General features: G+C 61.6%; 17 protein-coding genes. 11 read left to right on the forward strand and 6 right to left on the reverse strand.

Translation table 11 applies throughout. From position 1 onward, the window contains the following. Positions 1-34: 34 nt before the first annotated feature. The 3 genes from LZ496_RS12360 to LZ496_RS12370 all read left to right on the forward strand — a co-directional run bounded on the left by LZ496_RS12360 (position 35) and on the right by LZ496_RS12370 (position 3,439). Positions 35-1,741 (forward strand): M28 family metallopeptidase, encoded by a 1,707-nt coding sequence (locus LZ496_RS12360; protein ID WP_249905027.1) that lies wholly within the window; start codon positions 35-37, stop codon positions 1,739-1,741. Positions 1,742-1,845: 104 nt separating this feature from the next. Beyond that, complete coding sequence (locus LZ496_RS12365) at positions 1,846-2,472, forward strand: glutathione S-transferase family protein (protein WP_249905028.1); 627 nt, start codon at positions 1,846-1,848, stop codon at positions 2,470-2,472. 58 nt (positions 2,473-2,530) lie between these two features. Beyond that, on the forward strand, positions 2,531-3,439 hold the full coding sequence (locus tag LZ496_RS12370) for a dienelactone hydrolase family protein (protein ID WP_249905029.1): 909 nt from the start codon (positions 2,531-2,533) through the stop codon (positions 3,437-3,439). On the opposite strand, the gene LZ496_RS12375 is transcribed toward LZ496_RS12370, so the two are convergent. After that, positions 3,420-4,016 carry a TetR/AcrR family transcriptional regulator gene (locus LZ496_RS12375; RefSeq protein WP_249905030.1) on the reverse strand — a complete coding sequence of 199 codons (597 nt, stop codon included), beginning with the start codon at positions 4,014-4,016 and terminating at the stop codon, positions 3,420-3,422. The two genes, LZ496_RS12370 and LZ496_RS12375, sit on opposite strands and share 20 nt — an antisense overlap. A 143-nt stretch (positions 4,017-4,159) precedes the next feature. On the opposite strand from LZ496_RS12375, the gene LZ496_RS12380 reads away from it, so the two are divergent. Then, positions 4,160-5,101 (forward strand): SDR family NAD(P)-dependent oxidoreductase, encoded by a 942-nt coding sequence (locus LZ496_RS12380; protein WP_249905031.1) that lies wholly within the window; start codon positions 4,160-4,162, stop codon positions 5,099-5,101. Positions 5,102-5,179: 78 nt separating this feature from the next. On the opposite strand, the gene LZ496_RS12385 is transcribed toward LZ496_RS12380, so the two are convergent. Beyond that, complete coding sequence (locus tag LZ496_RS12385) at positions 5,180-5,914, reverse strand: Bax inhibitor-1/YccA family protein (protein WP_249905032.1); 735 nt, start codon at positions 5,912-5,914, stop codon at positions 5,180-5,182. 41 nt (positions 5,915-5,955) lie between these two features. Here LZ496_RS12385 and thpR point away from each other — a divergent pair, with 41 nt between their 5' ends. Continuing rightward, complete coding sequence (gene thpR, locus LZ496_RS12390; RefSeq protein ID WP_366516736.1) at positions 5,956-6,570, forward strand: RNA 2',3'-cyclic phosphodiesterase; 615 nt, start codon at positions 5,956-5,958, stop codon at positions 6,568-6,570. On the opposite strand, the gene LZ496_RS12395 is transcribed toward thpR, so the two are convergent. Both LZ496_RS12395 and LZ496_RS12400 read right to left on the reverse strand, forming a co-directional pair. Next, complete coding sequence (locus LZ496_RS12395) at positions 6,567-8,252, reverse strand: N-acyl-D-amino-acid deacylase family protein (RefSeq protein WP_249905033.1); 1,686 nt, start codon at positions 8,250-8,252, stop codon at positions 6,567-6,569. The two genes, thpR and LZ496_RS12395, sit on opposite strands and share 4 nt — an antisense overlap. Positions 8,253-8,296: 44 nt before the next feature. Then, positions 8,297-10,339, reverse strand: coding sequence for a M13 family metallopeptidase (locus LZ496_RS12400; RefSeq protein WP_249905034.1), 2,043 nt, complete (start codon positions 10,337-10,339; stop codon positions 8,297-8,299). A gap of 201 nt (positions 10,340-10,540) precedes the next feature. On the opposite strand from LZ496_RS12400, the gene uvrA reads away from it, so the two are divergent. The 3 genes from uvrA to LZ496_RS12415 are packed head-to-tail and all read left to right on the forward strand — an operon-like array spanning position 10,541 to position 15,124. Beyond that, positions 10,541-13,555, forward strand: coding sequence for an excinuclease ABC subunit UvrA (gene uvrA / locus LZ496_RS12405; protein ID WP_249905035.1), 3,015 nt, complete (start codon positions 10,541-10,543; stop codon positions 13,553-13,555). A gap of 47 nt (positions 13,556-13,602) precedes the next feature. Beyond that, positions 13,603-14,337 (forward strand): hypothetical protein, encoded by a 735-nt coding sequence (locus LZ496_RS12410; protein ID WP_249905036.1) that lies wholly within the window; start codon positions 13,603-13,605, stop codon positions 14,335-14,337. Further along, a complete protein-coding gene (locus tag LZ496_RS12415; RefSeq protein WP_249905037.1) occupies positions 14,321-15,124 on the forward strand; it encodes a DUF5677 domain-containing protein in 804 nt (267 codons plus the stop codon). The genes LZ496_RS12410 and LZ496_RS12415 overlap by 17 nt, the downstream gene beginning before the upstream one ends. Before the next feature lie 48 nt (positions 15,125-15,172). Here LZ496_RS12415 and LZ496_RS12420 read toward each other — a convergent pair whose 3' ends face one another. Next, on the reverse strand, positions 15,173-15,721 hold the full coding sequence (locus LZ496_RS12420) for a GNAT family N-acetyltransferase (RefSeq protein ID WP_249905038.1): 549 nt from the start codon (positions 15,719-15,721) through the stop codon (positions 15,173-15,175). Positions 15,722-15,725: 4 nt separating this feature from the next. Continuing rightward, a complete protein-coding gene (locus LZ496_RS12425) occupies positions 15,726-15,914 on the reverse strand; it encodes a hypothetical protein (RefSeq protein ID WP_249905039.1) in 189 nt (62 codons plus the stop codon). Between the two features lie 488 nt (positions 15,915-16,402). On the opposite strand from LZ496_RS12425, the gene LZ496_RS12430 reads away from it, so the two are divergent. The 3 genes from LZ496_RS12430 to LZ496_RS12440 all read left to right on the forward strand — a co-directional run bounded on the left by LZ496_RS12430 (position 16,403) and on the right by LZ496_RS12440 (position 17,668). Further along, positions 16,403-16,612: a DUF5818 domain-containing protein gene (locus LZ496_RS12430; protein WP_249905040.1), complete on the forward strand. Its 210-nt coding sequence runs from the start codon at positions 16,403-16,405 to the stop codon at positions 16,610-16,612. 84 nt (positions 16,613-16,696) lie between these two features. Continuing rightward, positions 16,697-17,104 carry a DUF3597 domain-containing protein gene (locus LZ496_RS12435; RefSeq protein ID WP_249905041.1) on the forward strand — a complete coding sequence of 136 codons (408 nt, stop codon included), beginning with the start codon at positions 16,697-16,699 and terminating at the stop codon, positions 17,102-17,104. A 153-nt stretch (positions 17,105-17,257) separates the two neighbouring features. After that, positions 17,258-17,668, forward strand: coding sequence for a hypothetical protein (locus LZ496_RS12440; protein ID WP_249905042.1), 411 nt, complete (start codon positions 17,258-17,260; stop codon positions 17,666-17,668). The last annotated feature ends 183 nt before the right edge of the window (positions 17,669-17,851 follow it).

Genomic DNA, 17,851 nt, shown 5'->3' on the forward strand with positions numbered 1-17,851 from the left:
TTCCGCGCAATTCCACCATGTCAGGAGTCGCACTTTGCGCAATTTCGCTCGCCTTTCCGCCGTTGCCCTGCTGTTGGCCAGCGGCGCCGCTCTCGCCCAGACCGCACCGACCGCCCAAATCGATCCCGCGCGCCTCGCTCAGCACGTCCAGGTGTTGGGTTCGGACGCGTTTGAAGGGCGCGCTCCCGCAACCAATGGCGAGACCAAGACCGTAGAATATCTGTCGCAGCAGTTCGCCGGTGCGGGGCTCCAGCCGGGCGGTGACATTGTGAATGGCCAGCGGACGTGGACCCAGGCGGTCCCCCTGCTCCGCTCCGAATTCGCGGCCAATCCGCAGGTCAGCATCAACATCGCCGGCAAAGCCGCACCGCTTACCCAGGGCGAAGAGATCGCCGTCCGCGCGCCGACCAACGGCGACAAGGCGATGTCGATCGACGGCGCTGAACTGGTCTTCGTCGGTTACGGTGTGAAGGCGCCGGAACGTTCGTGGGATGATTTCAAGGGCCTCGACGCCAAGGGCAAGATCCTCGTCATGCTCGTCAACGACCCCGATTTCGAGGGCGGCGAAGGCGATTTCGGCGGCAAGGCGATGACCTATTACGGCCGCTGGACCTACAAATATGAGGAAGGTGCCCGCCAGGGAGCCAAAGGCGTCCTCGTGATCCACGAGACCGATCCGGCCAGCTACGGCTGGGCAACGGTCAAGAACAGCAACACCAACGCGATGTTCGACATCGTCCGCCAGAACCCGGCGGCCGAGCATCCGCCGCTGGAAGGCTGGATCCAGCGCGATCTCGCGGCAAAGCTGTTCGCGGCATCGGGCACCAGCTTCGACGCGATGAAGGCGGCCGCCAAGCGGAAGGACTTCAAGCCGGTTCCATTGAAGGCAAACCTCACCGTCCACGGCGATGCCAAGACCGAGGTAATCACCTCGCACAACGTCGTCGGCATTCTGCCGGGCAGCACGCGTCCGGACGAGACGGTCATCTATTCGGCGCACTGGGACCACCTCGGCATTGGCCTCCCCGACGCCAATGGCGATCGCATCTACAATGGCGCGATGGATAACGGCACCGGCCTCGCCCACATCATCGAGCAGGCGCGCGCCTTCGCCGCCGGTCCGAGGCCGCAGCGTTCGGTCGTCTTCCTCGCCGTGACCGCCGAGGAAAAGGGCCTGCTGGGCAGCGAATATTATGCCGCCAACCCGCTCTATCCGGCCGCCAAGACCGCAGGCGTGATCAACACCGACGTGATGGGCGTCCTAGGCCCGGCGCGCGATTTCACGATCCGCGGCAACCAGAAGTTCGGCCTGCTCGACATGCTGGTCATGGAAGGCGCCAAGCGCGGCCGCAACTATGTGCCCGATCCCCGTCCCGAAACCGGCGGCTTCTTCCGCTCGGATCACTTCACCTTGGCCAAGGTCGGCATCCCGGCGATGAGCTTCAGCGGCGGCCAGGACCTCATCAACGGCGGTGTCGCCCGGGCGCAGGCGTGGCAGGCAAATTATACGGCCAAAATGTATCACCAGCCCGACGACGAATATGATCCCAGCTGGGATTTCACCGGCATCGCGCAGGATGCGGAGCTGCTCCACGCCGTCGGCCTGCATCTCGCCAATAGCTGCGAATGGCCGAACTGGAGCCAGGACAGCGAATTCCGGGCCGCACGCGACCGCAGCGCGGCCGAACGGCAAGGCACCTGTGTCGCTGCTCAGCCGGTAAAGCCGGGTGAGCGTGGATGATCGCAGGCTGAAGAGATAATGACTGTGCCTGTCTCTCGGGGGCGGGCACAGACGTTCTCTTTATGTTCTCATTGTGCTAGGGCGGAGTCGGAAAGGACGGAGCGATGAGCGAGATCATTTTCTACCACAATCCGATGAGCCGGGGTCAGATCATCCGCTGGATGCTGGAAGAGGTCGGCGCGCCCTATGACACGGAAATCCTCGATTATGCCTCGTCGATGAAGGACGAGAGCTATCGCGCGATCAATCCGATGATGAAGGTCCCGGCGATCAGCCACAACGGCAAGATCGTGACGGAGTGCGCGGCAATCTGCGCCTATCTGGCCGATGTCTTCCCCGAAGCCGGGTTGGGTCCGCGCGAGAATGAGAAGGCCGACTATTACCGCTGGCTGTTCTTCGCCGCCGGTCCGCTGGAGCAGGCCGTGACCAACAAGGCGGTCGGGTTCGAACCCAGCGCCGAACGCGAACGTATGTTCGGCTACGGTAACTACGACCTCGCCGTGAACACGCTCGCCGATCATCTGGCCGGCCGCGACTATGTCTGCGGCTCCCGTTTCACCGCCGCCGACGTTTATGTCGGAAGCGCCGTCCTGTGGGGCGTCCAGTTCGGCACCATGCCGAAACTCGACAGCTTCGTCGCCTATGCCGACCGGATCGGCCAGCGCGAGGCCTACAAGCGCGGCAAGGATGAGGATAATCAGCTGATCGCGGAGATGCAGGCCGCGGGATGATTCAATCCGTCATTGCGAGGAGCGTAGCGACGCGGCAATCCATGAAACGGAAGCTGGATTGCTTCGCTACGCTCGCAATGACGACCGGGAGGTGGTGATGGACCCTAAGGCACTTCAACAAGCAATCGAGCTCTACGATCGATTTACCCACGAAGGCATGGACCGGCGCGACTTCTTCGGCCGGATGACCCTGATCGCCGGAAGCACGGCGGCGGCAACCAGCCTGATCGCGGCAATTGCCGCCTCTCCTGCAGCGGCAGTAATCGTGCCCGCTGATGATCCCCGGCTGACCACCCGGATGATGACGTTCGAAAATCCGGCAGGTTACAAGGCCTATGTCGCCGAGCCGCGCACGCGATCGTTGAAGGCGACGGTCCTGGTCGTCCATGAGAACCGCGGCCTCAATGAACACACTCGCGACGTTGCGCGCAGGTTCGCCCTCGAAGGTTTCCGCGCCGTTGCCGTCGATTTCCTGTCGCTGGCGGGCGGTACGCCTACCAATAATGACGACGCCGCTCGCGAGGCAATCGGCAAGCTCGACCTCGGCAAGACCACTACCGATGCGGTGACGATGCTGACCGAGCTGGCCAAATCCAGCCGCGCCGGCAAGGTCGGCGCGGTCGGCTTCTGCTGGGGCGGCGCGTTCGTCAATCGCCTGGCGGTCGCCGCCGGCGACAAGCTCGACGCCGGTGTCGTCTATTACGGCCCAGCCCCCGATCCGTCGGAGGCGGCCAAGGTGCAGGCGCCCTTGCTGATCCACCATGCCGGGCTGGATGCCCGGGTCGCGGCCACCCTCTTCCCCTGGGTCGACGCCCTCCGTGCAGCCAAGAAGCCGGTCACCTACCAAGGCTATGACGGCGCCAACCACGCCTTCAACAACGACACCTCGGCGGAACGCTACAACAAGGAAGCAGCCGACCTCGCCTGGGGCCGAACCGTCCGCTTCTTCAAGCGCTATTTGGGCTAGTCTCGCGACTATCCATTCCGGCGATCAGAATGTCGACCATGCGACGGGCGGCTCCGACCCAATTGGATGATGGACTGGCCGTCGCAACGCCATAAAGCGCACGCAGCAGGTCGAGGGATTCAACGCCGGGATCTGGCATCGCTCCTACGGCGATCGGATTATCCATCAATATGTCGAGCGCGGTCAGCAGCTGGGCCGTTGCATCGGCCTTGGATTCTCCCGCAGTTGCTTTCACCGCATCGCCGAGCACGATATTGTCGGCCAGGTGGTCAACGAATAGCAGCAGCCAAGCTCTGAGTGCCTCCAACGGCGTCTTGGTCGCGGCCAACAACTCCGCTTCCTGGCAAAGCCTTGCAATCTCACCCCGGTAAACTTCGACCAATAGCCCGTCCCGCGTCGGGAAATGCCGGTAAAGCGTACCGATTCCCACGCCGGCCGTGCGCGCCACTTCTTCCATGCTCACGAGCCCCCCCTGCGCGGTGAATGCGGCGCGAGCCGCGTTCAGCAGCTTCTGCCGGTTTCGCTCTGCGTCGGCGCGTGGCTTTCGGGCTTTCTCGGGGCCCAAATCGGCCGGCATGAAAATACCTCTTGATAAACGGAGGGTCCCTCCATATTTAAACGGAGGCGTCCTCCAGTTCTAGTGATTCGCTATTTGCGCCGCAACCCCTGCCGGCGAAGTCGAGGCCGTTTGCATTCAACCGATTGCCCTTGGAGATGAAAATGACGAAGCAATTTGGATCCAAATCTACCACCGACGAAGTCCTCGCCGGGATCGACCTCAGCGGAAAGCGCGCGCTGGTAACTGGCGTATCCGCCGGTCTCGGCGTCGAAACCGCCCGCGCGCTCAAAGCACATGGGGCCGATGTCGTCGGAACGGCCCGCGATCTCGCCAAGGCCGAGCGCGCCCTGCGCGAAGCCGGCGCCTGGCCGATCGAGCTGGTCGAAGTCGACCTAGCCAGCCTCGAAAGCGTTCGTGCCGGCGCTGACCGTCTCCTCGCCGATGGCCGCAATTTTGATCTCGTGATCGCGAACGCTGGCGTGATGGCCACGCCTTTCGGCCATACCGCGGACGGCTTCGAGACGCAGTTTGGAACCAATCATCTCGGTCACTTCGTACTGATCAACCGCATTGAGCCATTGATCCGCGATGGTGGACGCGTCGTGAGCCTGGCATCCGCCGGCCACCGCTTCGCGGACGTTGACTTGGACGACCCGAATTTCGAGCGCACGCCTTACGAGCCCTACGCCGCATACGGCCGCTCGAAGACGGCCAACATCCTGTTCGCGGTCGAATTCGACCGTCGTCACAAGCATCGCGGCATCCGCACCGCCGCTGTGCATCCCGGAGGCATCGACACAGAGCTTGGCCGCCACCAGAGCATGGAGCAGATCCAGGCACTTCTGGACGCGTCTGGTCTCGACCTGTCGACTTTCGAATGGAAGACGATCCCGCAGGGAGCGGCCACCTCAGTCTGGGCGGGCATCACCGCCGATGCAGATGAGGTTGGCGGACGCTATTGCGAGAATTGTCACGTGACGTCCGACGTTACGGATGCGCAGATCAGTGCCGTATCCGAAGGTGTCCGCCCCTACGCCCTCGATCCGGAGCGAGCAAAGGCACTCTGGACCAAGAGCGAGGCGATGGTCGGCGAACGCTTCTGACCCTGGCCCAGTGCAAGCAAAAGGGCCGGCGGATCGCTCCGCCGGCCCTCTTTCTCTGCCTGCTTCAGGCCATCGCGACTATTCGCGATTGCCCATGAAGCTGAGCAGGAACTGGAACATGTTGATGAAGTCGAGATAGAGGGTCAGTGCCCCCATGATCACCGTCTTTCCCATCATGTCCGTGCCCGCGACATAGGCATACATCGACTTGATCTTCTGCGTGTCATAGGCGGTGAGGCCCGCGAAAAGCAGGACACCGATGGCGCTGATCGCCAGGTGCATCGCCGTCGACTGCAGGAAGATGTTGATGATCATCGCGACCAGCAGGCCGACGACACCCATGATCAGGAACGTGCCGAAACCGCTGAGGTCCTTCTTGGTCGTGTAGCCCCACAGGCTAAGCCCCAGGAACGAGGCCGTCACGGCAAAGAAGGTCTGTGCGATCGAGACGCCGGTGAAGACCAGGAAAATGGTCGACATCGACAGGCCCATCAGCACCGCGAAGCTCCAGAACAGCGCCTGAAGCGTCGATTCCTTCATCCGGTTCACGCCGAAGCTCATCGCGAAGACGATGGCCAGCGGCGACAGGATGATCAGCCAGCGCAGCGGCGTCGCCATGACCTGGGCGGCGAAGCCCGATCCGGCGAAGACCATTGCGACAATGCCGGTAAGCAGCACGGCCGATGCCATGTAATTGTAAACCTTGAGCATGTAGGACCGAAGGCCCGCGTCGCGTGCAGCGCGCGGAACGCCGACCGCCACAGCCGGATCAAATCCGCCTGTCGTCGTGCGCGGGTCAAACTGGTTCTGCATTCTCTCTCCTCTTCTGGGGGGCCTCAACGACACATCCCCTCGTGGGGCGCAATATCGTGTCTTTGCCTATGCTGTTCAAGAAAAACCGCTCACGCTTCGACGAACGGTGGTCTAGCGCATGGGGAATGCACCGCCTGTTCGTCGCCATCCGCCCCCCTGAAACGGTGCGGGAACAGCTTCTCGACCTGATGGAGGGCATGCCGGACATGCGCTGGCAGAGCGACGATCAGCTCCATCTGACGTTGCGTTTCATTGGCGAGGTGGAGCGCCCCGCTGCGGAGGATCTGGCGACCGCGCTGCAACATGTGCGCTTCGATCGCATCTCCATGGCGCTGGATGGCGTCGGCAAGTTCGAAAAGCACCGCAACGGCGCGCTCTGGGCCGGCGTCACGCCAAGGGACCAGCTAAAGTCCCTTAACGCCAAGGTGGAACGAGCCTGCCAGTCGGCGGGTCTTGAGCCCGAGCGCCGCGCCTATCTGCCGCACATCACGCTCGCCCGCTGGAAAGGCAAGGCCCATCGGCTGGACGCCTGGCTCGAACGCCACGGCGGCCTGACGTCCGAACCGTGGGAGGCGGAGGAATTCATCCTCTACGAAAGCCAGCTCGCCCGCGAAGGCGCGCATTACGAAGCAATCGAGCGGTTTCCGCTCTCCTAGCTGCAACGACCGGCGCCAGGACCTTTCACAAACCTGCCCGGCGTCGCGCCGGTGTGCTCTCCATCGCGCAGCACCGGCACGCCGTTGACCAGAACATGCACCATTCCCACCGCATATTGCTGCGGCTGGGTGAAGGTCGCGCGGTCGGAGATCCGCGCCGGATCGAAGATCGCGATGTCGGCAAAATTGCCGGTTTTCAGCGAACCGCGATCCCTGATGCCAAGGTTTGTCGCCGGAAACGACGTCAGCCGCCTAACCGCTTCTTCCAACGGAACCCGCTTCTCATCACGCACATATTTGCCCAGCAGCCGCGCGAAATTGCCGTACGCCCGCGGATGGGTGCTCGATTTCAGGAACACGCCTTCGGACGCCATGGCCGCCGCATCGGAATCGAAGGCCATCCACGGCAAGGTCACATGCCGCGCGACATTTTCCTCGCTCATCCCGAAATAGACGACCTGGATCCGCGTCCCGTCCTCGACGATCAGGTCGGCGATCACTTCTTCCGGCGGCTTACCGCGTGTCCGCGCCACATCTCCAAGAGTCTTGCCGGTCAGCGGCTTCAGCGCCGCCGTCTTGAAACCGACCAGGATCACCTTGTCGGGCTCCTGGACCGCCAGCTTGGTGTTCTCCGAAGCGTCGGGCTTCCGCATATCGGCCAGCGCCTTCGCCCGCTGCGCCGGATCCTTCAGCCGACCGACCCATTGTTCGATCCCGCCGGCCTGGATCCACAGCGGCATCGCCGCGTCGAAACCGGTCGAGCTCGCCGGATAGGTGTACATGTCGGCTGTAATTCGAAGCCCCCGCGCCCGCGCAGCTTCGACCCGGGCGATGGCGGCGTCGATCTTGTGCCAATTGTCGCGGCCCGATTGCTTGAAGTGGTAGATCTCGGCCGGCGCCCCGGCCTTCTCGCTGATCTCGATCAATTCATCGATCGCCTCGATCAACTTCGGCCCTTCGTCGCGGATGTGGCTGATGTACATTCCCCCGCAACGGCCGGCCTCGCTTGCAAGCGCGGTCAGCTCCGGCGTCTCGGCGAAATTGGCCGGCGCGTAGATCAGTGAAGAGCCGACCCCCATCGCCCCCTCGTTCATCGCCTGCCGGACAAGCGTCCGCATCCTCGAAAGCTGCTCGGGCGTGGGATCGACGTCACCCTCGCCCAGCTCATGAACTCGAACGGTCGTCGCACCGACGAAGCTGGCGACGTTTGGCGAAACACCCTTCCTCTCCAGGAAGCTCAGATATTCGCCAAGGCTGGTCCAAGCGATGTCATATTTGATGTCGCCTTGCCGCGCGGACTCATTGGCCTTCATGGTCGCATTCCAAGGGCCCATGGACTCGCCCTCGCCCATCACTTCAAGGGTCACGCCCTGGCGGATGTCGCTCTGGCCGCGCCCGTCCGCGATCAGGCTTTCGGTGCCCCAGCTCAGCATGTTGATGAAGCCCGGCGTGACGGCGAGGCCGTTGGCGTCGATCCGCTGCGTCGCCCAGCCCGGACAATGCCCGACACAGGCGATCCGATCGCCCTTGATCGCGACATCCCCGGCAAATCCCGCGGCACCGCTGCCGTCGTAGATCGTGCCGCCGCTGATGACGGTGTCGTAGGATTGCTCGCCCTGCGTCGTTGCGCAGGATGCAAGCAGGATGGAAAGGCCGGTCAGGCCGAAATAATGTCCCCTCATGGCGCGCAGGCTAGCGCGCGCCATGAGGTTCGCAAGTCATCGGATTACCAGATGCGAACGCGCTTCTCCGGCGGGATGTAGAACTTCGTTCCCGGCTGGACATTGAACGCCGCATACCAGGCATCGAGGTTCCGGAGCGGACCGATGACGCGGTAGCGCCGCGGGCTGTGCGGGTCGGATGCGACCTGCGTCTTGATCGCGTCGGGACGCTGCTCGCCGCGCCACGCCTGGGCAAATGCCAGGAAGAAGCGCTGGTCGCCGGTCAAGCCATCGATCACCGGCGAAGGCTTGCCGCCCAGCGAGATCTTGTAGGCTTCGTAAGCGACCTCAAGGCCCGACATGTCGCCGATATTCTCGCCCATGGTGAGGTCCGGGTTGATGAACACACCCGGCGCCGCCTCATAGGAAGCATATTGCTTGCCCAGCTCGTCGGTCAGCTTCTTGAACCGCTCGCCGTCGGCCGGCGTCCACCAGTCGCGGATGGCGCCGCTGGCGTCGATCTTGCGGCCCTGGTCGTCGAAGCCGTGCATGATCTCATGGCCGATGACCGCGCCGATCGCGCCATAGTTGACCGCCGCATCCGCCTGCGGATCGAAGTAAGGCGGCTGCAGGATTCCGGCCGGGAACACGATCTTGTTTTCCAGCCCGCCGTTATAGGCATTCACCGTCGCCGGGCTCATCGCCCACTTCTTGCGATCGACCGGCTGGTTGAGATCGCTCAGCGTATAATCCCACTCGAAGGCGGAGCTGCGCTTGACGTTGCCGTAGAGGTCGTCCGCCTTCATCTCCAGCTTGGAATAGTCGCGGAACTTGTCGGGATAGCCGACCATCACGTCCATCCTGTCCAGCTTGGCGAGCGCGGCCTGCTTGGTCGCATCCTCCATCCAGCTGTTGCCCTTGATGCGGATGGCGGCTGCGGCCTTCAGGTTGGTAACCAGCTGCTCCATCATCGCCTTGGACTGCGGCGAGAAATATTGCTGGACGTAGGTCTGTCCCAGCACTTCGCCCAAACGGCCGTCGATCTGGTCGATGCCGCGGCGCCAGCGCGGCCGCAGGGTCGAGGCGCCGGTCAAGGTCTTGGTGAACTGGAACTTGTTGTCCACGAAGCGCTTCGACAGATAATCCGAAGCCTGGTTGGTCACCTTGAACCGCTGCCACAGCTTCAACGTTTCCAGCGGCGTCGCGTCATAGAGCGCTGCAAGCGCCTTCACCGCCGTATTGTCGCCGACGACGATCTTCGGCGTGCTGATCTTCAGCTCGGCAAGATAGCGGTTCCAGTCGATACCCGGCGCATAGGCGGCGAGTTCCGCAGGCGTCATCGGATTGTTGAGCTTGTCGAGGTTGCGCAAGTCCGCCTGCGTCCAGGACAGCTTGGCGATCTCCGTCTCGAACGCCAGGATCGTGTCCGCCGCTGCCGATGCGTTCGGCGTCTGGGTCAGCTCAAGCGTCCGCTGTATATAAGCGCGATAGGCGTCCCGCTGCGGCTTATACTTGTCGAGCAAATAATAGTCGCGATCGGGAAGGCCCAGGCCGCTCGTTCCGGCAAAGGCGATATTGATCGTCGGATTGGCCGGATCGGGCAGCACGCCGAGCGCGAACAGGGTCGATCCGAAGTCGGAGAAGCTGTCCACCATCTTGCTGGTGAACTGGGCCTTGGTCTTGATCGCGCTGATCTCGTCTAGGTCGGCCTTCAGCGGCGCCGCGTCGAGCTGCTCCAGCCGCGCCTCGTCCATCCAGCTTGAATAGAGCGCGCCCAGCTGGCTGTCCTTGCTGGAGCTGGTGACGATCTTCTGGAGGCGATCCTGGTTGCGGTCGTTGACCTCGGATCCGACGCTGTTCGACGGCTTGTCGGCCGGGATTTCGGTCGCGTCCATCCAGGCGCCGCTGGCGAAGCGTTCGAAGTCGTCGCCCGGATTTGCCTTGGAGTCGCGCGAAGCAAGGTCGACGCCCCAGCTTCCGAAGCGGACGCTGCCGTCGGTCGCGGCGGTTTCGGCATTTGCCGATGCGCTCAAGGCCAGCGGCGCCGAGGCGGCAACCAGCAACGCATTTCGGATCGCGCGCAGTCCGCGCTTACTTGATAGACTCATCATACACCCCCATGTCCTTGATTAGATTCATGAAAGCCGGACATGGACGTTCGCGGTTATGAATCTAACGGCCATCGACGAGCGTCCCGATCCTTTCGATGAACATGAAATTTTTGACATGGAAACCGCGCTATTGCAGCGCGTTGACCGCCCGCCTCGCCTTGTTTAATAATAGAACAAAGATGGAACGAAATTAGCCTTATGCTGACTCACATCACCGTCCGTGGCGCGCGCGAGCACAACCTCAAGGGGATCGACGTCGCGATCCCGCGCGAAAGCCTGACGGTCATCACCGGCCTCTCCGGCTCGGGCAAATCCTCCCTCGCCTTCGACACCATCTATGCCGAGGGGCAGCGCCGCTACGTCGAGAGCCTGTCTGCCTATGCGCGGCAGTTCCTGGAGATGATGCAGAAGCCGGACGTCGAGCATATCGACGGCCTCTCGCCGGCCATCTCGATCGAGCAGAAGACCACCTCGCGCAACCCGCGCTCGACGGTCGCCACTGTGACCGAGATCTACGACTATATGCGTCTTCTCTGGGCGCGCGTCGGCATCCCCTATTCGCCCGCCACCGGCCTCCCCATCGAGGCGCAGCAGGTCAGCCAGATGGTCGACCGCACCATGAAGCTGCCCGAAGGTTCGCGCCATTATCTGCTCGCCCCGGTCGTTCGCGGCCGCAAGGGCGAGTATCGGAAAGAGCTGGCCGAATGGCAGAAGGCGGGCTTCACCCGCGTACGCATCGACGGAGAATTCTACGCGATCGAGGATGCGCCCGCGCTCGACAAGAAGTACAAGCATGACATCGAAGTCGTGGTCGACCGCGTCGTCATCCGCGAAGGCATCGAAACCCGCCTCGCCGACAGCTTCGAAACCGCGCTGAAACTGGCCGAGGGCCTCGCTTATCTCGATCCGGCCGACGTCCCCCACCCGGCCGGCGCCGAGCGTACCGGCGTCGCCGCTGCGCTTGAATCCGCATCGGAGCGCGAAGGCTTCAAGCTCGACTTCGGCGCCCCCGGCCGCATCGTCTTTTCCGAGAAGTTCGCCTGCCCCGTCTCCGGCTTCACCATTGCCGAGATCGAGCCCCGCCTCTTCTCGTTCAACGCACCGCAGGGCGCCTGCCCGGCCTGCGACGGCCTCGGCGAAAAGCAGATCTTCGACGAGGATCTGGTCGTCCCCAACCATGCGCTCAGCCTGAAGAAGGGCGCGGTCGTCCCCTGGGCCAAGTCGCAGCCGCCGTCGCCCTATTATATGCAGGTGCTGGGCAGCCTCGCCCGCGCCTACGACTTCTCGCTCGAAACGCCGTGGGGCGAGCTCGACGAGCAGGCGCGCCACGTCATCCTCCACGGTACCGGCGGCAGGCCGGTCACCTTGCGCTTCGTCGACGGCAAGAAAAGCTATGAGGTGAAGAAGCCGTTCGAGGGCGTCATCGGCAATCTCGAGCGCCGAATGCTCTCCACCGAAAGCGCCTGGATGCGCGAGGAGCTCAGCAACTACCAGGCCGCCCATCCGTGCGAAACCTGCGGCGGCGCCCGCCTCCGTCCCGAGCCGCTGGCGGTGAAGATCGCCGGCGAGGATATTTCGCTCTCCTCGCGCCGCTCGGTCGCGGACGCGCTCGACTGGTTCTCCTCGCTCGACGAGAAGCTGAACCCGACCCAGCGCGAGATCGCCAAGGCGATCCTCAAGGAAATCAACGAGCGCCTCGGCTTCCTCCACAATGTCGGGCTCGACTATCTCAACCTCGACCGCACCAGCGGCACCTTGTCGGGCGGCGAGAGCCAGCGCATCCGCCTCGCCTCGCAGATCGGCTCCGGCCTCTCGGGCGTGCTCTACGTTCTCGACGAACCGTCGATCGGCCTTCACCAGAAGGACAATGACCGCCTCCTCGAAACCTTGAAGCGCCTCAAGGGCCTCGGCAACACCGTGCTGGTCGTCGAACATGACGAGGATGCGATCCGCACCGCCGACCATGTCATCGACATGGGCCCGGGCGCCGGCGTCCACGGCGGCGAAGTGGTCTGCGCCGGTACGCTGGACGAGCTGCTGGCCTGCGAGGACAGCCTCACCGCCGATTATCTCGCCGGCCGCCGCCACATCCCGATGCGGAGCGTACGCCGCAAGGGTTCGGGCAAGAAGCTGACCGTCCACGGCGCGCGGGAGAACAACCTTCGGGACGTCACCGCGTCGATCCCGCTCGGTACCTTCACCTGCATCACCGGCGTCTCGGGCAGCGGCAAGTCGTCGCTCACCATCGACACCCTCTATTCCGCCGCCGCCCGCTCGCTGAACGGCGCGCGGATCATCGCGGGGAAGCATGATAAGGTCACCGGCCTCGAACATCTCGACAAGGTGATCGACATCGACCAGTCGCCGATCGGCCGCACCCCGCGGTCCAACCCGGCGACCTACACCGGCGCCTTCACCCAGATCCGCGACTGGTTCGCAGGCCTCCCCGAAAGCCTGGCGCGCGGCTACAAGCCCGGCCGCTTCAGCTTCAACGTCAAGGGCGGCCGCTGCGAGGCCTGCCAGGGCGACGGCGTTCTGAAGATCGAAATGCACTTCCTGCCCGACGTCTATGTCACCTGCGACGTCTGCCACGGCCACCGCTACAACCGCGAAACCTTGGAGGTGAAGTTCAAGGGCAAGAGCATCGCCGACGTGCTCGACATGACGGTCGAGGATGCGGTGGAATTCTTCAAGGCGGTCCCCGGCATCCGCGACAAGATGGCGATGCTGGCCGAAGTCGGCCTCGGCTACATCAAGGTCGGGCAGCAGGCGACGACCCTGAGCGGCGGCGAAGCCCAGCGCGTCAAGCTGTCGAAGGAACTCTCCCGCCGAGCCACCGGCAACACGCTTTATATTTTGGATGAGCCGACGACGGGCCTCCACTTCGAAGACGTCCGCAAACTCCTCGACGTCCTCCACGCCCTGGTCGAGCAAGGCAACACCGTGGTGGTGATCGAACACAACCTCGACGTCATCAAAACCGCCGACTGGATCCTCGACCTGGGGCCGGGCGGCGGAGTCAACGGCGGCGAGATCGTCGCGGAGGGGACGCCGGAGGTTGTGGCGGCGAACGAGCGGAGCTTCACGGGGCAGTATCTGCGCGAGACGCTGAAGAAATCGCCGGTCAGTTCAGAGCCGGCGCTGGTGCCCAAACCCCGCAAACGGGCGAAGCGCGTGGCGGCGGACGAACCCGATTTGTTGGCTGCGAAGTAAAGAGAGAAGACACCCTAAGTAGATGTCCGCATGCGGAGGTACGGAAGATGCCCAAGAAGGAAAAAAAGGGGCGTCGACCGATTCCCAACTATCCAATTTTGGAAGGACACGTTCGAGACAAGAAAAAACTGATCCCTCCAATTTTGGGTATTCCTCAAACGACATTTATTAGCACGATCGATCTAATATTTCCTGAGATTGTCTGGGTCGGAATCCTGCTTGAGTGGTATGGGCTACGTGAGGGAATTGAAGTTATTTCTAAAATTCTCAAGAAGTTGTGGAATGCGCAAACCAATGTGAATTGGTATCGATTTTCCGAGATCGCAGCGAATGGCGACAAGCTCACCATTATTTTGAACGAGGAAGAACTCGCTAACATCTCGGTCGCGTTTGCAGCATTCAGATTGACCTATGATTGGCCAGGACTTGAATGGGCAACGTCGCACGATGAGGCTGAAGAGGCAAAACGGCGAGTGGAATTGACAGTCCGAAAATATGCCAATCGGTTCGACCAGCCATACCTTACTGTTGTCTCAACTATCATTTATGCGATGGCAATTGCGGATAAGATGAAGTTCGCAACGGGTACGGTGCCTGACATTGAAGCCATTGTAATCGACTGGGGTTCGGACAGGGCAGAAATGGCTGCATGCTCAGTTCGAGCCTGTTCAATGGCTTTCTTCCCGCATGATGGCTCCGAAGAAAGCGAGGATTGGTGCAAGCATTTTTGGCGCAAAAACTACCAAACGAGCAGCTGTGAGTGGAATGAGCACGCAATATGACGCCATAGGCCGGTTTGGGTTCCGGCTTTGCCAGAACATCTCGGACAATCTCACTGAGCGCACCGCGGATTTTCGCGGCGGAGACGGCTTTGAGACGGCGGTGAACTCAGTCCTATCGACACTCCTTGCGCGCCAGTCGGCATTGGCAATCGGACTCGCCGAAAGCCCCTTAACTTGGAGCGGGCACATTGCTCCCCTTGTTCTTCGATCCATGATCGATCTTCTTATCACGTACCGATGGATACTGCTCGACCCGCGACAGCGATCACAAGAATACATTAGCTATGGACTTGGAACTGAAAAGCTTCTGACTGCTCACTACCAACAAAAGCTAGAAGATGGATTTGAAGGAGCAGACGTAAAGCGCATTATGGAGGCAAATATGGCTTGGATTGAGAGCCAGCAATTTCAAATGTTCATCGCAGTCAACCTAGGGTCCTGGAGTGGCTCCTCGGTCCGAAAAATGTGCGATGAAATTGGTGATCCAGATTTGTACAAATTTTCGTACACGCCGTTCAGCTCCTGCGTGCATAATATGTGGAATCACGTTGGCAAGTGGAATGCCCGCACCTGTGACAATCCTCTCCACAAACAGCATGCAGTCGGAGTAATCCGTGATGTATGGCCAATTGTCGATTTCGTCTTCAGGGCCTGCAAATACTTGGAATTGGTACTGGATGAATTTGACCGATATTATGAATATTCATCGAACTTGGATACGCCTATTACGGCGTTTAACGCTGCAGTGCAGGAACTAAGCGAAGAATGGGAAAAAGAAGACGACTAAGCAAAGTTGCCACTTAGGATTGGTCTTCGCAATTAATACCTAGCGGACTCAGCCAAGCTTACTAAGATCCACGAACATAACCGGCTCGTCGCGTTCCCTATTTTCCGCTGTATCGAGCATGGTGAACCCACGCCGATCATACCACGGCACGGAGGCGCGCTTGGCATCCACCATAACAAATCGACATCCAACATTGGGGGAAACTAGGTCTCTGGCGATGCCCAAAGCGAGATTCACAAGCGCATTACCGATGCCAGCTTCCCGAATGCGCCGATCCACTGCCAGTCGAGCAATCTTCACTGCCGGATATTGCCGATAATGGTAGGCCAGCCCGTCTTCGACCACGAGCGCATTATCACCCTCTTGAATTACGACTTCGCCGCAAACGAGGGTGATGTAACCAATTAGCTTATCGTTGTTTGCAACGTCAAAAGCGCCGTACGTTCGGGCAAGGCTTTGACGTTCATATGCATGTGCATGACGTTGAGCGAATGTCTTGAGCGGTGCGAAGGCCTGGTCACCTAAAGAAAGCCCGGTGAGTCTGTCACCGGGCTTTATAAGGCGAATTTCAACCTGGGGTGCGGCCTTGGCGGCCAACAGTCTACGCCGTCGCTCTCAGCTTGAGCTTGACCGTACCGGAAGATTGAAGCTCTCGGGCCATAACGGAGCCCTTGGCCGCACCGCTTTTAGCGGCAGCCTTTGGGCGCCCATAGGTTGCTTGCGCCCGAAACTTTTTGGCATCGGCACCGGTGAGTTCCACGCGGCCGAATGCGTTCGATTTGATGCTCATTCGACCCTCCTTGGTCTAGTACGACGTATGCGTCATGTACGGGTTATATGTGTGACAAAACCCCTGAACGCAACGTTACGGTGTTACGTTTGTACTGTTTAAATCGCCATATAGCGGGAAATTACGACGATTTCGTGGTTCGTTGACAACGTTGACAACAACGAGACCGCGTTTGCGTACAATGCAGCCTCCTACACTCCCAACCTGTGGTTGCGCGTCCGCAATCACCCCACCATAATCCCCCGCGCAGCCGCCACGCACGGCTGCCGGGGCTAGTTACCCTGCACTCAAACGGTGGCCCGAACGTTATCGGTCCGCACACCTCGTCTTTTTGGTCGGGGAGCCTGCGACGTATGTCCAGGGCTCTCGGGCCTAAAGGTCGTAGGGACCGGCGTGTTCCGGTTTAACTACTCCCCGATCGCCAAGGATCGTGGTGTGAAGTCGAGAGCGGGGGCGGACCGCCATCTCGGCCACCGGGGAGCGGGTTGGTGATCTTTCCCTTCATTGTCACCGGAATGCTGCGCTGGTCGCGCGAGCGGGATTTCTTCGTCGAGGCCGATGACGGCGGGCAATGGGCGCTCGACCTCCCTTCCGCGCTGACGGAGAGGACCGACCGCCTGCTTCATCAGCGCGTGGCCGTCGAGGGCGGCCGCACCGGCCTTTCGACCGTCAGCGTCGATAGGATCGAAGAGCGCTGATCTAACGCCCTTATATTCCCGCCCAGCCGCAACCTTCGCACCTCCCCATCCATTGATCCCCCACACCATTTAGGAGGATCGGCGATGAGCATTTTCGGCAAGATCAAGGACGCGATTTTCGGGCGTAAGGCACAGGCCCAGCCCGCTCCGCAGTCGCCGCAAGCCGCCCCTGCCGGGCAGGGTCAGGCAATGCCGCAAATCAACACGCCCAGTCCCACTCCCGACCGGATAGCCGACGTCGATGTCGACGCGGTTCTCGCCGAGGCCGCTTCGCACAAGGGCGAGCAGCTCAACTACAAGAGCTCGATCGTCGACCTGATGAAACTGCTCGACCTCGATTCCAGCCTCGACAACCGCAAGGAGTTGGCGACCGAGCTTGGCTATACCGGCGAAAAGGACGGCAGCGCGGAAATGAACATCTGGCTGCACAAGGCGGTGATGACGAAGCTCGAGGAGAACGGCGGCAAGGTCTCCGCCGAGCTCAGGGATTAGGGCTTAAGCCACCGAGCAAAGCATGGAGATGGCGAAAGCCGGCCAGCGGGTCGCCCCGGACTTGATCCGGGGAGAACCCGACTGACGTCACGGAAGCGAAGCTGACCGAAGGGCAATTTACTTCGTGACGGCTTCCTGCGCTAAACTCGCCAAATGCCCCGCACCCGTGACCTGAACTACAAGACCGGCCATCTCTGCCGTTTCTGCGGGGAGCTGGTGCCGTGGGGCACGATCCTGCGACTGATCCGCGTCGATCCGGACACGCCCAGTTATGTGCTTCAGGAAAGCGCGGCCCACAGTGATTGCCTCCGCGGCGTGCTCCACCCGGATGTCGAGCTAAACTTCCACCGCCATTGGGAAGGCAAGTCGCCGCTGCCCGATGACGGCGGTGACATCGATGGCAAACCCTGCGCCATGTGCGCGAAGGACATCGCCCCCGCCGACCTCGTCCGCATCCGCGTTCAGAAGCCGGTCGGCCCCGTCAAAAAACCACTGTTCGACGAGTTCAGCTTCCCCGTTCACTTCGACTGCCTCGCCGCCGTCAGCACCTCGCGACACTTCTGACCCTCACCGCTAGCGGCAAGGCCGCAACAGGCGTATAGGCCGGCGGACGGTCCGATCAGGGGGGACGTAAATGCGCCCGATCGCCAATGACACCTGCAGCCGGTCCGGGGGATCGGCGAAGCGGTCATTCACGCTGCACTCCAACTTCGCCGCCGCGGGTCCATCGCCGGCGCCGCTTTAATT

The organism is Sphingomonas caseinilytica (assembly GCF_023516455.1).
GTDB lineage: Bacteria > Pseudomonadota > Alphaproteobacteria > Sphingomonadales > Sphingomonadaceae > Sphingomicrobium > Sphingomicrobium caseinilyticum.

Excerpts from the sequence above, each read along its gene's own strand:
- LZ496_RS12440 (WP_249905042.1), top strand. The coding sequence starts at position 17,258 with ATGCCCCGCACCCGTGACCTGAACTACAAGACCGGCCATCTCTGCCGT.
- LZ496_RS12415 (WP_249905037.1), top strand. The coding sequence starts at position 14,321 with ATGAGCACGCAATATGACGCCATAGGCCGGTTTGGGTTCCGGCTTTGC.
- LZ496_RS12410 (WP_249905036.1), top strand. The coding sequence starts at position 13,603 with ATGCCCAAGAAGGAAAAAAAGGGGCGTCGACCGATTCCCAACTATCCA.
- LZ496_RS12385 (WP_249905032.1), bottom strand. The coding sequence starts at position 5,914 with ATGCAGAACCAGTTTGACCCGCGCACGACGACAGGCGGATTTGATCCG.
- uvrA (WP_249905035.1), top strand. The coding sequence starts at position 10,541 with ATGCTGACTCACATCACCGTCCGTGGCGCGCGCGAGCACAACCTCAAG.
- LZ496_RS12400 (WP_249905034.1), bottom strand. The coding sequence starts at position 10,339 with ATGAGTCTATCAAGTAAGCGCGGACTGCGCGCGATCCGAAATGCGTTG.
- LZ496_RS12425 (WP_249905039.1), bottom strand. The coding sequence starts at position 15,914 with ATGAGCATCAAATCGAACGCATTCGGCCGCGTGGAACTCACCGGTGCC.
- LZ496_RS12435 (WP_249905041.1), top strand. The coding sequence starts at position 16,697 with ATGAGCATTTTCGGCAAGATCAAGGACGCGATTTTCGGGCGTAAGGCA.
- LZ496_RS12365 (WP_249905028.1), top strand. The coding sequence starts at position 1,846 with ATGAGCGAGATCATTTTCTACCACAATCCGATGAGCCGGGGTCAGATC.
- LZ496_RS12395 (WP_249905033.1), bottom strand. The coding sequence starts at position 8,252 with ATGAGGGGACATTATTTCGGCCTGACCGGCCTTTCCATCCTGCTTGCA.
- LZ496_RS12380 (WP_249905031.1), top strand. The coding sequence starts at position 4,160 with ATGACGAAGCAATTTGGATCCAAATCTACCACCGACGAAGTCCTCGCC.
- LZ496_RS12375 (WP_249905030.1), bottom strand. The coding sequence starts at position 4,016 with ATGCCGGCCGATTTGGGCCCCGAGAAAGCCCGAAAGCCACGCGCCGAC.